Annotated in this window: 14 protein-coding genes and 2 pseudogenes; 3 read left to right on the forward strand and 13 right to left on the reverse strand. The window is 59.3% G+C overall.

Annotated features, from left to right (window positions below):
* Positions 1-9 precede the first annotated feature (9 nt).
* From ACQAYK_RS03910 to ACQAYK_RS03930, 5 genes and pseudogenes are all read right to left on the reverse strand, one after another.
* Positions 10-825: pseudogene (locus ACQAYK_RS03910) on the reverse strand (IS5 family transposase); the annotation flags it as partial.
* A 1-nt stretch (position 826) separates the two neighbouring features.
* On the reverse strand, positions 827-1,831 hold the full coding sequence (locus tag ACQAYK_RS03915) for a Druantia anti-phage system protein DruA (protein ID WP_483167919.1): 1,005 nt from the start codon (positions 1,829-1,831) through the stop codon (positions 827-829).
* A gap of 89 nt (positions 1,832-1,920) precedes the next feature.
* Positions 1,921-2,511 (reverse strand): annotated as a pseudogene (locus tag ACQAYK_RS03920) (IS5 family transposase); the annotation flags it as partial.
* A 62-nt stretch (positions 2,512-2,573) separates the two neighbouring features.
* Positions 2,574-2,960 carry a VOC family protein gene (locus tag ACQAYK_RS03925; RefSeq protein ID WP_483167920.1) on the reverse strand — a complete coding sequence of 129 codons (387 nt, stop codon included), beginning with the start codon at positions 2,958-2,960 and terminating at the stop codon, positions 2,574-2,576.
* 113 nt (positions 2,961-3,073) lie between these two features.
* Entirely contained in the window at positions 3,074-3,433 is a 360-nt protein-coding gene (locus ACQAYK_RS03930) for a nuclear transport factor 2 family protein (protein ID WP_483167921.1), read from the reverse strand.
* A gap of 327 nt (positions 3,434-3,760) precedes the next feature.
* Here ACQAYK_RS03930 and ACQAYK_RS03935 point away from each other — a divergent pair, with 327 nt between their 5' ends.
* Both ACQAYK_RS03935 and ACQAYK_RS03940 read left to right on the forward strand, forming a co-directional pair.
* The gene (locus tag ACQAYK_RS03935) at positions 3,761-4,873 is read left to right on the forward strand and encodes a hypothetical protein (RefSeq protein WP_483167922.1); all 1,113 of its coding nucleotides are present in this window, start codon (positions 3,761-3,763) and stop codon (positions 4,871-4,873) included.
* Positions 4,870-5,682 carry a hypothetical protein gene (locus tag ACQAYK_RS03940; RefSeq protein WP_483167923.1) on the forward strand — a complete coding sequence of 271 codons (813 nt, stop codon included), beginning with the start codon at positions 4,870-4,872 and terminating at the stop codon, positions 5,680-5,682. Before ACQAYK_RS03935 ends, ACQAYK_RS03940 begins: the two co-directional genes overlap by 4 nt.
* Here the strand turns inward: ACQAYK_RS03940 and ACQAYK_RS03945 are convergent.
* The 4 genes from ACQAYK_RS03945 to ACQAYK_RS03960 are packed head-to-tail and all read right to left on the reverse strand — an operon-like array spanning position 5,653 to position 9,360.
* The gene (locus ACQAYK_RS03945; protein WP_483167924.1) at positions 5,653-5,964 is read right to left on the reverse strand and encodes a GIY-YIG nuclease family protein; all 312 of its coding nucleotides are present in this window, start codon (positions 5,962-5,964) and stop codon (positions 5,653-5,655) included. The two genes, ACQAYK_RS03940 and ACQAYK_RS03945, sit on opposite strands and share 30 nt — an antisense overlap.
* Positions 5,948-7,759, reverse strand: a complete 1,812-nt coding sequence (locus tag ACQAYK_RS03950) for a hypothetical protein (protein ID WP_483167925.1) — start codon at positions 7,757-7,759, stop codon at positions 5,948-5,950. The genes ACQAYK_RS03945 and ACQAYK_RS03950 overlap by 17 nt, the downstream gene beginning before the upstream one ends.
* Positions 7,760-7,777: 18 nt before the next feature.
* The gene (locus ACQAYK_RS03955) at positions 7,778-8,215 is read right to left on the reverse strand and encodes a helix-turn-helix domain-containing protein (RefSeq protein WP_483167926.1); all 438 of its coding nucleotides are present in this window, start codon (positions 8,213-8,215) and stop codon (positions 7,778-7,780) included.
* Positions 8,212-9,360 (reverse strand): tyrosine-type recombinase/integrase, encoded by a 1,149-nt coding sequence (locus ACQAYK_RS03960; protein WP_483167927.1) that lies wholly within the window; start codon positions 9,358-9,360, stop codon positions 8,212-8,214. The genes ACQAYK_RS03955 and ACQAYK_RS03960 overlap by 4 nt, the downstream gene beginning before the upstream one ends.
* On the opposite strand from ACQAYK_RS03960, the gene ACQAYK_RS03965 reads away from it, so the two are divergent.
* Positions 9,359-9,607 carry a hypothetical protein gene (locus ACQAYK_RS03965; protein ID WP_483167928.1) on the forward strand — a complete coding sequence of 83 codons (249 nt, stop codon included), beginning with the start codon at positions 9,359-9,361 and terminating at the stop codon, positions 9,605-9,607. The two genes, ACQAYK_RS03960 and ACQAYK_RS03965, sit on opposite strands and share 2 nt — an antisense overlap.
* A gap of 78 nt (positions 9,608-9,685) precedes the next feature.
* Here ACQAYK_RS03965 and ACQAYK_RS03970 read toward each other — a convergent pair whose 3' ends face one another.
* The 4 genes from ACQAYK_RS03970 to ACQAYK_RS03985 are packed head-to-tail and all read right to left on the reverse strand — an operon-like array spanning position 9,686 to position 13,304.
* A complete protein-coding gene (locus ACQAYK_RS03970) occupies positions 9,686-10,624 on the reverse strand; it encodes a YifB family Mg chelatase-like AAA ATPase (RefSeq protein ID WP_483167929.1) in 939 nt (312 codons plus the stop codon).
* A 5-nt stretch (positions 10,625-10,629) separates the two neighbouring features.
* On the reverse strand, positions 10,630-10,878 hold the full coding sequence (locus ACQAYK_RS03975; RefSeq protein ID WP_483167930.1) for an accessory factor UbiK family protein: 249 nt from the start codon (positions 10,876-10,878) through the stop codon (positions 10,630-10,632).
* Positions 10,879-10,888: 10 nt separating this feature from the next.
* Positions 10,889-12,070, reverse strand: a complete 1,182-nt coding sequence (locus ACQAYK_RS03980) for an FAD-dependent monooxygenase (RefSeq protein WP_483167931.1) — start codon at positions 12,068-12,070, stop codon at positions 10,889-10,891.
* Positions 12,060-13,304: an FAD-dependent monooxygenase gene (locus ACQAYK_RS03985; RefSeq protein ID WP_483167932.1), complete on the reverse strand. Its 1,245-nt coding sequence runs from the start codon at positions 13,302-13,304 to the stop codon at positions 12,060-12,062. Before ACQAYK_RS03985 ends, ACQAYK_RS03980 begins: the two co-directional genes overlap by 11 nt.
* Between the last annotated feature and the right edge of the window lie 70 nt (positions 13,305-13,374).

The raw sequence follows: 13,374 nt of genomic DNA on the forward strand, positions 1-13,374 counted from the left end.
GTAATCCCATCACGCCACCCCCAGTCGTGCCATACGCACCAAATTGTAGGCGGTGGACACCAAGGTGAAGTGCAGACCCACACGATCCAATCCACGGAATCGCGTTTTGCGCATCCCGCCCACGGTCTTCATCCAGCCGAAGATCGATTCGATCCGCTTGCGCACGCGAATGCTGATGCTGTACCCGACGTGACGGGTGGTCCGGCCATCAACCGCTGATCCCTGGCATTTGCGAGCCACATGGGGGGTGACGTTGCGATCAGAAAGATTCCGCACAAATTCGTGCCGATCATAGCCCTTGTCGGCTCCCAGGGTAATGCGCTCCGCGCCGCCCAGGTCATCGATGAGCTGCACGGCGGCATCCCCCTCTGCCGTTCCATCTGCGGTGGTGACCTGCTCTCCAGCGATCAAGCCGTGCCGGTTATCCATGAGCACATGCCCCAGATAAGCCAGCCGCGCAGCATCCTCCGGCGCCTTCTTGTAGAGGCGCCAATCGGGGTCCGTTACCGAGGCATGGGGGTCATTGTTTCGCTTCTGTCCACGGAAATCAGAGCCGTCGCCCTGCCGATCCTCGGGGTCTTTGGGCTGAAAGGATTGCTGAGAAGCCCAGGCCTCCAGCAAGGTGCTATCCACAGAAAAGTGCTCCTCGGAAAGCAGCCCCTGATGCCTTGCCTGCTCCAAGACCGTCTGAAAAAAGCGTTGTACCGTTCCCTTGTCCAGCAAGCGATCCCGGTTCTTGGTGAACACCGTGGGCACCCAAATCTGGTCATCCATTCCCAAGCCCACGAACCAGCGGAACAGGAGATTGTCATCCACCTGTTCCATATCACCCGCCAGTCATCGAGCATCGGGTATCCATGGCCAGGGGCGTATCCTCTAGCTGTCCCTGGGACTGATTCCAGAGGCTGAGCGCCCGGTCCAGTGTTCCCGGTTCAACCCGCACCAGGCAATCGCGGATCACAAATTCACTGGGCACGACATAGTGTTTATTCTCGCGCCGGCAGCCGAAACGCTCCCGGGCGGCTTGCCCGAGTCCCTGGGCCCAGTCCGCCATGGCCTTGTAGCCGGACATGCCGCAGAGGGTGGCTCCTGCCGCAATCCCCAGCACGACGGGTAAACGATGCCGCCTCCCTTGCGGCCGACGGGGATCTTTTATGTCCGCGAAGTAGAGCGGTAACGAACGCATTTCTTCGGCGTTGAGCATGCGATTGGGGTCTCCGGTGAGTTGCAGGCAGGTATAGTCCGGGTGGGTCAGACGGACCTGTGGGTCGCGTACTAGAGGCCGGATAAAGATCCGTTTGGGGGAGGCTGCGGTAGCGCTGTAACCACCTGGAGTGCGGCGATAGCCTTGGGTCAATCCCAGCTCCACCCAGTTGGCCGCCCGGTACACCCCTCCGTAAAAGCGCTGAGGGTCGACAAAGGTTTCCAGCAGGAACAAGGGATGCCCGAAGTGGGTCTGCCAGTCGTCGGCGATACGCCGCTCGACCAGAGACAAGACGCGCGATCCAACATTGGGACGATGCCAGTTAGGCAAAATCAGAAAGCGGCTGTTATTGGCGATGAGCCGGAGACGCCCGTACTGGGAACGGAAGTCCCAGCCGATCCAGCGATCACGGACCCCGCATTTCAATGCGGCCCCGGACATGCTGATCAGCGCCACCCACTGATCCTGCCAGGTGGCGACGTACCACAGCGTCTCGCCGATCTTGGGCAGTGCCCCCAGATAATGATGCTCCGCCATCAGTGCCTGATAACGTGCTTCCTCGTGGCGCTCGACCCGGCGTACCCGAATATCCGCGAGCAATGGATTGAAAGGTTTTGTCGATTCCATGCCGCCCGTTATACCGGAAATCTAGGCGGGGGTCCAGCTTCGGGGGCTAGTAGTTTGGTTTATATCTGGGTTCGTGGCAGGGCAAATCTGAAGTACCACTGGCTACCCTTCTTCGTCGAGCTCATCTCCGGATCCCGGTTCTGGTCCCGATTTTGGGTGGAACTCGGCGCATGGATGAGGGTGGCGTCTACCATCTTGCCTTCGGCAAGCAGCAGACCTTTCTTTCGCAGGACCGCCTGCACCTCGGCGAAGATGGCCGAAGCCAGATCCTGGCGTTCCAGCAGGCGCCGGAATTTGAGAATGGTCGTTTCATCGGGAACCCAGTCTCGGCCCAGATCGATGCCTACAAATTGTCGCAGCAGCGGGATTTCATAGAGAGCTTCCTCCATGCCGGGATCGGAATAGGCGTACCATTGCTGTAGGAAGTGAATGCGCAGCATCCGCTCCAATGGCATCGGTTTGCGCCCTCGGCCACCACGAGGATAGTGCGGCTTAATCAGGGCCACCAACCGCGCGCAAGGGACGACGGACAGCCTCAATCAGATGCGGCGGGTCTATGGCGCCACCAACCGCGCCCAGGGGACGACGGCATACATCTCCGCCAGAAAGCGCTCCCGCTTGGTCTGCTTCCGGCGACGGGAGAGATCCTGCTGTTCCGCAAAGGTCATCTGCCCCGACATGTCACTTTCCTCCGCATCCCTGACGCCAATCAGTATACCAGAGCCCTAGATCAGAGACTCCCTTAGGCATGCACACGATTTGAAACTTCAATCAAATTCATGTCTGGATCGCGGAAATAAACAGAAAGAATCGGGTCTGTTGCTCCAGTGCGCTGAACCGGTCCCTCTATTACAGCAACGTCACACGAAGAGATGTGCCTTACCACTTCGGGTATTGGGATTGACGTGATAAAGCATAAATCAGCCGAGCCGGGCGTGGGTTTTTGCGCTTTTGGTTCGAACTCTTTTCTGTATTGATGCAGGTTGATCTTCTGCGCGCCAAAAGAAAGAGCTTTTCGACTATCCCCGAAAATAATGACGTCCATTCCCAACACTTTGGAATAGAAAGAGGCGGTGGCGTCGATGTCTTTGACGGTCAGTACCAAGTGATCAAGGCTGTCAATTTTCATGCGATGTTGACTTGTATACTTAACGCCGCGCTGCGCCGAGCGGGGCACGGACATAAAAGAATACGGTGCGCCGTCTCACCGCGTCGTCCTCGAACGCTAGGTTATGCCTTAACTCAGTCATTGTAATTCGCAACCACGCGCATGATTTTGCCTTTCGAATCAATTTCCATGAATTCGCCGGTCGTTGTGCCCTTCTGGTTCGCGTAGTAAAGAACAACGCTGGAAAGCCCCCACATCGTGTCAAGAAGCTCAAACTTGAGGTCTGGGTACACTTCAAGCCCTTTCTTGAAGTACGCTCGCAGAGCTTCCTTGCCTTTCACCGCACCCGATGGGTCGTTGAGAATTTTTGCCGCAACGGGTGATACCAGGACGACATCTTCTCCGTAGTGCAAAATGATTTTATCCAGGTCGTGGGAATTCCACGCTTGGATCCATTGAACCGCCAGGTTTCGTGCTTTATCTTCAGTGAGCATCTCTGTTCCTATACGAGGAATACCTCTCATTGAGAATCCGAACCGCTACTCGCGCATCGATCCCACCCTGCTGTTGACGCCGCCCTCTCCCTGTCGCCATCGCCCGTTACCGTAAGGTCTTTCATCTTGCCCGGTTTTGGCGTTTGCCTGGGGGCAGGGGAACCAGTAGATTAGTAAAAGATGGGCTGTGGCCCAAGGTGCAAAGAGTACATTTTGTGTCGTGGCTCTGCAAGTTACAGCCTCTTCCAATGACAGATGAGCCTGAAGGGAGAGCGTGATTCCAAGGTGAGATGAGCCTGAGCGGTCTGAGTTTGGGATCATCGGAGGATGATCGTGACACTCAAGACCCAGGGACTACAGACCCTCGACCAAATCCGCGCCTTTGTGGAAGGCGCTCAAGGCCTCGATTTTGCCGCTCCAGCTCGAGAGGAGGCGTATGATTGGATTGCCGGCGAGTTGCGCCGCTTCCAGTACGCGCACTTGGGCAAAGTTGCCCGAGGATGGATGCGTCGCTACTTGGAGAAGGTGACCGGCTTGTCTCGCGCGCAGGTGACCCGTCTGATCTCGCAATTTCGCGCTGGCGGGCAGATCCGGGACCGGCGTGGTCAGCCCAGCAAGCCCTTTCCGCGTCGCTATACCACCGCCGACGTGCAGGCGCTTGCCGCCGGGCAACATCTCGCCGTAGGATCAGGCCAAGAGGCTTATCAGAACCCAGCCATGGAAACCTACAAAATCCGCCGCATTTCGCGCCGTTCCGGTTCTTCTGGCATCACCCAACCCGCAGTCGGGACGTTGGATGCGCTGCTGAAGTTTGACGGTAATGAGGCACCTCACTGCGTCTATAATGAGATAGTCGCTCTCCGCTTGGCGCAGACGCTGCGCATGCCCATTGCGGATGGCGTCTTGGTTACGACGGGAGATGGCCCAACCTACGCCAGCCTTTTGCTGCATTCTCCTGGGATCAGTCTGCCGGATGTCCTGAACAGCCAACTGGACGCCGTGGCGCAGCGTTATCCTCAGCAGGCAGCATCCCTGCTCGCCTTTGATTTGTGGATCGGCAATGGGGATCGTGCCCGCAATCTCAAGGCTGTGTTGGCTACCGCCCATATTCAGCTCTTTGCCGGATTTGATCACAGCCACGCCCTGCTGGGTGCCGACAAAACCCCTGAAGACAGTATCCGCGCCCTCCGGGAAGGGCGTTTGCTGGTCCAGAGCCATCCCTTCTACGGGAGAGTGCGCAAAATCCCCCTGGGTGCGGCCTTTGATCGCATTCAGGCACTTTCCGATGTCTTGATTCGGGAGTGCTGTGTCCTGGGCAAGCCCTTTCGCGGGGTGTCAGAGGCGTGGCAGGAGGATCTTGCAGGCGCGTTGATTCGGCGTCAAAGCAAACTGTTCGCAATCTATCGTGCCCACGCGCAGGCCTTCGGTATCCCAGTATGATCGTGGAATACCGGATTCTGCAGTACCGTGAGTCCCCGCAGCGGCAGGAGGGGAAAAACTTTGCCCTGGTGGTGCGCATCGACGGCGAATATCAACTGCGCGCCTTGGGTCTGCGCAAAGGAAAGCCTCTGGATCTGGCCTATTATAGGGCGGTTGCGCCAAAGCAGTCAGAATGGCATTGGGTGTTCGCGGAATGGGTGCGGTGGCTGCAGGATCTCCTGTGTTCGGGAAACGTGGGCAACGATGGCGGGGATACTGTGAATCAGGAACTGGATCGGGTCGCTGCGTTGGATCGGCAAATCATGGTCACACCCCCTTATCTTGAGGACTGGTCGGCAGAGGACGATTGGGAGCGGGTGCTCTGGGATCTGGAAACCCGTCTTTTGGGAATGCCGGGTCGCCCCCCAGACAAGCCCTTTGCGGAATGGATCGAGGATGTCCTGCAATCGTCGGAACTGATGTACCGCAAGGGCTTTGCGCGTGATCTGGAACTGGAGTTTATCCGCCCGGAGGGCGGGCATTTCATTACCACGTTTCCGTACGCTGTAACCGAAGCCCCGCGGGTCGCCTGCAAGAATATTGCCTTCCATGGCTCGCGCCGCCTGATCCAACAGAAGGTCAATGACGCTTACCTCAGCTTTCAGCGCGCTCTGGAATCCGGATTTCTGGAGCCTGGGCGTTGTATCGTCTTTACGGAAGCGATCCCAAAAGCCTATCAGCCCTATGCTGCAGAGCTTGAGGGTGTGGCGCATCTGTTGAATGTACGCCAGGAGGGGGCGTCAAAGCGTCTGCAGGAGTGGGTGATGTGAAAGCGGGGCATCTGCCTCGCCCGTCCAGTGGGCGACCCAGCGCCATTTCTCGGTAGCCGGGAGACGCTTGAAGGCGACCTCTGCCTGGGCAGCACTCTGGTGATCTGGGTACTCCCGACAAACAAGTAACCGTTCTGGCGGGTTGAGGCGGGTATAGCGGGCACCTTTACCCGTGCAATGTTGGCGAAAGCGTCGCTCGACATCCAGCGTGATGCCCGTATAGATCCCGCCACCACGACAGAGCAACAGATAGAGGAACCAGGGCTTAGGATTGGCCGACACGTTGCCTCACTTCGGCGCTAAGGCGAGGATCCAGCATTTCCAGATATTTCACCGCCGTCTGGTCTGTGATGCCAAAGGCCCGGACGAGTACCTTGGGGTGGCGGAGCCCGCCCATATAGGCGTAGTACACAGCGGTGGCAAAGAGCTGTTTCGCCGTCACGTCCTGCTTTTTGAGGTAATGGCCGATGGTGGCCGCATGCATATGCCCGCCGTGGCGGCGTCCTGGGAAGAGCCAATCGGTCTCTTCCGTCGCTTCCAGTGTAGCGAGAGCCCGCCGCTGTTGCAGATAGCGGTCAACGAGGCCGCTGACACGACGGTCCAACAAGATCTCCGTGCGGCCAAAGATCGACCGATAGCCCTCGTCCTGCCGATAGGAAAGGTCAGAAAGCCGCATGCGAACAATACGATCCGGAGACTGTGCATAGAGCAGCATCAGGGAAGCAATCAGGGCCGGTTTGATCTCGGCCTCCTGCGGGGTCAGCCAGGCGCGCAAAAGGGCCGTGTATCGCCCATGATCCAAAAAAATGTCGGGAGGCAGGTTCCGAGTGACCGACTCGACACGCAGCTTGCGAAACAGTTTCTCCTTGTGGTTCAGGAAGCGCACAAAGGCGCGGATCCCATCGCGGTAGCCGGGATGTTCTGCCAGAAAGCGGTCCAGTTGCATTTGCTGGACGCTCTGAATGCTGGGCAAGGGATTTTCTCTGGAAATATCCTCCAGAAACCGGTGTGCCGCACGCAGGGCGCTGGTGATGCTCCGGGGTACAAACCGGCGCTGTTTTCCAACCCAGCCGCGTTGGCGATAGCGCTGATTCAGCTCACCCAAGTGCTCCTGAAAGCGGAGCAGCAATGGACCGAACCACTGATCCTTGCTGGTCTCCAGAATCAGCGACTGTGCCTTGTCCTCCCGGATGCGCTCCAGTGTCTCGTCCGACCATGCGGGGATGAGCCCCTGGCGGATCAATGCCCCATGGGGAACGGCATAACGACGCAACCCCTCCGTCCCCAGGGTGCCAATCAAGGCCTCGGCAGTAATGGCAGCGGGGGAAGCAAATTGCGCGTCCAGCTTGGCGAAGTAACAAAAATACCGCTGCAGGCGCAGTGCTGCGGCGTGAGCGCCGATTCGTTCTGGCAGATCAACAAAGAATTGGCGAAATGCGGCCTTTACCCACTCGCGGGACAGCAGCGCTACCGATTGCCGAACCCGTTGCTGTAAAGTCTCCTGCCAGTAACAGCCCTCGCAGCGGGTATGACTGTGCGGTCGCCCTTCCTGGCCACAACGGGGGCAAATAAAGGGCTCCGGGCGTGTCAGGCAGGATTTGCACACGATCCGCCCCTGCTTGTCTTCTCCAGCAGGTTTGCGGTGCTTGCCACAGCCTGGGCAGGTGATGAAGCTTTTCCGCCGGCAGCGCTCGCAGACGGGCTCGGTAAATCCCGCCGCAAAATCGCGAGCCAGTCGCAGGCTCTGTTGCCCACAGACGGGACAGGGGCGCGGCTCCTGATAGTAGCGGGCACAGGACGCGCATACGGCTCCCTCGGGTACCAGCAGCCCCGCTCGCGGCACGGGCTTTCCACAACGCACGCAACGACGATTCTGTGTTTGGCAGGAGCGGCAGTATGCCGGTGTCTTGCCACCCAGCGTCCGTGTAGCTTTACCACAGCCTGTGCAGGGTACGGCGTGAAATTCCCGTACATAACAGGTATTGCAGTAGGCCACGCCATCCGCCACCGCCGTTGCCTTGGCCATGCTGCGCCCACAGCAGCCGCAGGTGGTATGGGAGACGCCCGCTTTGCTCATATTGGTGCCCGGTACAAATCAGGTGCGCCGTGGCCCCGCCTGGGGCAGCGGCAGAGAGGTGACTTTCGGCCCGGTGACGGAGACTGCCGTATCTGCGGCGGGGCGGGATGCCGCAGCAGTGCGCCGGGTGGCTTTGTTGTGCTGCTGTGGCGGTAACCGTCGTGGTGTCTCCTGCTCCGGATCAGCATGCCGGGGTGTTCCTGTCGGCATGGTGCCGGACGGGCCGGAAGAGGGGGATATCCAGAGCAGGTCTCCCACCTGACAATGCAGCACCGTGGTAAGTCCCGCCAACAGGTCCATTGAGAGCCGGTTGGGGAGATTATCGAGGACCCGGCCCAACTGTGTGGTGGAGATGTCCACGCCGATCTCTGTCAACCTCTGGCGGAGTTCAGTAATCGTTTTGATTCTTCGTTCCGCCATCACCACACGAACACGCCATTCCAGTTCATTTTTCACGGTTGAGACTCTCCTTCTGTGCTGGGTCCAAAAATGCGATCCAATTGTGCTCCGACGCTGCGGGTGATTTCCGCATTCACAAAATCATCGGGAACATGCATGTAGCCCTGCGTCGTAGCCTGATAGGTGTGTCCGTGCTTGCGCCGCACCATCTCTGTGCTGAAACGCTGGCTTTCGTGGGTGACGGAAGAATGCCGCAGGCAATGCGGGGTGAACCCGCGAGCGTCAAGCCCCGCAAGGTCGAGGCCGTGCTGGAATCGGTTTTCCAGACTGGATAAGGCGAGCCGCTTCCCCCGCTCGGAAAGAAACAGCGCGGGTTCATTGGCGTCGGCCTGTTGCAGGAAATTCGGGCGAATATCCCGCAGATACCAGCACAGTAACTCCGGTAGCGCGGGCTCTGTGACGGGCACCATGCGATGACGCGGCCCGCTCCCTCGGCTGCCCTTACCCCAAACCGATATGAAGCCAAAATCCCCGAGTTCCGGCAGGTCCGGGTTGGGACAAAAGGAGGTCGTATTGAGAGCGAGGACTTCCGAAGCGCGCAGCCCTCCGACGTAGGTGAGGTAAAACATTGTTTTGTCGCGCTGCAGGGGACGGAAATCCTTGCTGCCAAAGCGATGGGCTTCAGCAATGGCCTGATCGTAGCCAGCAAATAGCTGGTCGATCTCCGCATGGCTAAAGCTCGGGCGCTCCTGCGCCAATTCCCGATCCTGAATATGCGGAATGCAGTTTTCCGCATGGCAGATCTGGACGAGATCAATGCCGTACTGTCGGCGGACGTCGTTGCGGAATTTTACATTGTCGATCAGATACGCGAGAAAACTCCGAATGGCCCCTTGATAACGCCGTTGCGAACTCACCGCCAGTTTCCGGTGGACCCCAATCTCATAACTCCACTGCTCGAAGGATTCCTCTGTCCAGTACCAGGGTGCCACCTTGGCGAAGCCCAGAAAGTCCAGCAGGACCCGCTGATCCCGATCAACGCTCTTCTGATGGTGTCGCTGGGCACCGAGACGCCGGGTCATGTAGGCGCTCAGCATTTCCCGAAAGAGGCGTGCGTCCAGTTCCGGTAGCGCATCTACCGGTGATTGCTGCCGTTCCTCCACTGGAGGCAAGACGGTGTTGATTGGACTGAGCCGAGCCATGATCCTCTTCATCCCTGCCGGGAACTGCAAAAAACTGCACGGTGGAAACACCAATATTGATACTGTATCAGATGGGCAAAAGGATTGCAAGACGAGGTATTACTGCATAAAACACATCAAAAATGCATTCTCTATGAAAATCAGTCTGCAGATGCGAGGGATGGATAAGCTGTTGATCCGCTTTGGTTCTGTCTTGAAAGTGGATTTTCCAATATTCCTGAACGAGATGCAGGAGAACTGCATCTAATGCAGGTCATGGATGCGGTCTGAGGATGAAACTATCTTTGTAAACAGTATGATAGTATTACTAGAAGGATTATGGGCATTATTGGGGTGAATATTGTAAGGAAGGTAACTCGTCCAAAAACAAGACGCCACGATGGGCGAGGCTGATCTCGCCGGGACGCGGCTGCGAACCGCCACCCACGAGGGCCGCCGCAGATACGCTGTGATGTGGGCTGCGATAGGGGCGGCGTCGCCAGGTGGCCGGATCGAAGAGCCCATGCAAACTGTGGATGGACGCGACTTCCAGTGCTTCCTCGTCGCGCAAAGGTGAAAGCAGGCTGGGTAGGCGGGCGGCCAGCATGCTTTTGCCGGTGCCGGGTGGACCGGAAAACAACAGATGGTGCCCGCCCGTGGCGGCAATGATCAGAGCCCGTTTGGCCTGCTCCTGACCACGAACGTCCGCAAGATCTCCGCCATCGATCGGCCGATCAGATGCGAGCGCAGGCGGCGGCACGTCGGGAATCGCTTGCTCACCGCGTAAAATCGCCACTAGTTGTGCCAGGCTCTGCGCTGGCAGAAGCCGGCACTTCCCTGCCAGGCTTGCCTCACTTACGGTATCCCAGGGGAGGGCTAGGTGATGACCGGCCTCCTGTGCAGCGAGGGCACAGGCAAGGATTCCGGGGACCTTGCGCAGGCTGCCGTCCAATGCAAGTTCCCCGATGCATTCGAGATCTTCCAGGGCAGACTGGGGCAACTGCCCACTCGCACGAAGAATGCCGAGGGCGATGGGCAGGTCGAATCGTCCGCCTTCTTTGGGCAGATCGGCGGGTGCAAGGTTGACAATGATGCGCCGCGCCGGAAAGTCCAGGCCGCTGTTCTGGATGGCGGCGCGTACCCGATCGCGGGATTCGCGCACCGCCGCTTCCGGCAGGCCAACGATGGCAAAGGTGGGCAAGCCCGGCCCCAGGTCGCATTCGACCATGACCTCCGCGGCCTGGATGCCCATAGGCGCGCGGCTGCGCACCAGCGCCAAGGCCATGGAGGTCAGTCTTCGCTCTGCTCTGGCCCCGCCATTTTATCGAGACGGGCCTCAAGGGCCGCGACCCGTGCCGCGAGGCGGGTATTCAGCTCTTGCTGGATCTCGAATTCCTCGCGGGTCACCAGATCGAGACGATCCAGGGCGTTGCTGATGATGGTCTTCAGCTGCTTATCTAGGTCTTCCTTGACTGACCCGAAGCGGGCCACCGCGTCGCCGATGGCGGCGGCAATATCGTCGGCAATTCGGTGTTGCATCGTGTTCTCCTTACAGACCCATGGCTTGGCGGATGAAAAAACGTTTGAGAGGAGGCGTCATACTGGTACCCCAGAGCCCCAGATCACGCAGCCGCACCAAGGCGCCACTGCGATTCGAGAATAGATGATTCAGGCCACCGCAGGCAAAGACCGTCAGCAGATTGTCGGGGCGCCGCTGCCGTTGGTACAACGCCAGGGCTTCGCGCCGACCGAAATCCTCGCGTTTCTCGATCTTGTCGCCAATAACCTGAGCGAGCGCGGCGACATCGCGAAAGCCGAGATTCACGCCAAGCCCTGCCAAGGGATGGACACCATGCGCGCTGTCACCGAGCAAGACGACGCGATCCTGCACGTAGCGATTGACATGCAGGGCGCTCAACGGGAATTTCCCCCGTTTGCCGATGCCGAGGAGCCTTCCGAGCTGTGGTCCAAAGGCATCTTGCAAGCGACGCAGGAATTCTGCGTCGTCCATAGCAAAGAGTTGTCGTGCGCTAAGGTTGCGCACACTCCAAACCAGGCTGGCCTGGGCCTGACCCTGGGCGTTGTCGGCAAAGGGGAGGAGGGCGAGTGGCCCGCTTGGCAAAAAACGCTGATAGGCGATGCCGCCATGCGGTCGCTCGATCTGCACCGTGGCAACGATCGCTTCCTGCTGATAGTCCGCGCGATAGATGCTGGACTGAAAGATCTGTTGCCGCAATCTGGACTGCCGCCCCTCGGCAATCGCCAGCAGACGCCCGCGATAGCCGGTGCCCTCCTGATCCTCCAGCTCGATTCCTTCGGCATCGCTATACGCCATCTGCCACTGGCAGTCGTACAACAGGCTACCGCCGGCACGGCAGAATGCAGTGCGCAGAGCATGTTCCAGTTTTTGGTTCTCGCAGATATAGCCAAGAACCGTCTCGCCGACGTCTGCGGCGTCGAGCTGAATACTGCCAGCATGTTCGTTATCCCAGACGCGCATTCCCCGCACCGCTGTACCGAGGGAGGCGATATCGATTTCCTGTTGCGCCAGGAAGGCAGTTGCTCCCGCATTGATGAGGCTGCAACGCTGCAGGGGATCTGTGGCCTCGGCTTGCGTCGCGCTGCGGCGCTCGGCTATGGCGGTTCGTAAACCTTGGCGTTGCAGAGCCAGACCCAGGGCGCCACCGACCATGCCAGCGCCGGAGATCAGGACATCGAAATCATCGGCCAAAACGGGTTACCTCCAGGGCGGGAATGCTGCTGGCGGCAGGCAGTTCGACTCCGGCCAGACGTGCCGCCAGGCGTTTTTTCAGCCATCGGTTGTGTTCCAGGGCCGACAGTGCAATCTCGCGTCCCAGTCGCCAGGGCAGGGGGGGCAGGGCGAAGAGCTGGTTCATCCCTTCCGTGAAGGCGATCGTTTCTGCGCGATCCCGCCGGCGAATGCGCTGAAAATCTCGCAGCAAAGTCTCGGAACCCGGATCGGCTCCCTGTGTTGCGGCCTCGCGCAACAGCGCCGCCAGCGTTACGGCATCCCGTAGGCCCAGATTGTACCCCTGCCCGGCCAGCGGATGCAGGGTCTGGGCGGCGTTACCCAAAGGCAGGATTCGACTGCTTGTTGGGGCAGAGAGTTGCTGAAAGTGCAGTGGGTAGAGGGCGCGCCCGGCCACCTGAGAGAAGCCGGAAAGACCGGGCGGCAGGTGCCGATGGAGCTCCTGTAAAAATGCTGCGTCGCTGCCATTCATCAGGCGGCTCGCGGCGCTCGGCAACAGACTCCAGACCAGAGAAAAGATCCCGTCCGCGCGCGGCAGGAAGGCGAGAGGACCACTTTCAAGGAAATGCTCGTACGCCGTACCGGTGGGGCCGGAGAGCGGTCCAACGCGGGCGGTGCAGGCATAGCGGTTGTGATCCCAGCCGCGGCGTTGCAGACCGAGCAACGGTTGCAGTTTGCCATGGCCGCCATCGGCCAGCACCAATAGTCGCGCAGACAGCCTGTTGCCGTCGGCCCAAGCCAGAGTCACGCGGTCGGGAAGCCAGGAAAAATCCGCTACCGGTCCCCAGCACAGGCGCTGGAAGTTGTCGGAATCTGCGGGCAACTGCGCGACCAGCGCCTCCTGCAGAGTAGTGAGCGGGACAAGTCGGCCGAGAACGCCTTCCTGCGCCTGCAGCAACTCGCTGGATAGGGTCACTCGGTTCGGACTGCGGGCTTGGGAAATCTGTACTTGTTGAATCCGTCCACTGACGGCATCTGAAATCACTATCCCGAAGCCCTGCAGCATACGTATGGAGGCGAGAGCGAGGGCGACACTGCGCTCCGGCGCGGACGCATCCTGGCCAGCACGATTGTTAGTAAGCGCTGAAGGGGGAGTGGTATCGATGACACGAATGTGAAGCCCCGACCCCTGGAGGGCCAGCACGAGACTGTGGGCAATGGGTCCATCACCCAGGATGAGCAGGTCGCAATCCATGGCCTATACTCTAGGGCTTCGCGTCTGGGGCGGCAAGCACCATGCGGAAGGGCGCGAGCGCTGAGAAGTG

The organism is Acidithiobacillus sp. AC3, from assembly GCF_050261095.1.
Lineage (GTDB): Bacteria > Pseudomonadota > Gammaproteobacteria > Acidithiobacillales > Acidithiobacillaceae > Igneacidithiobacillus > Igneacidithiobacillus copahuensis.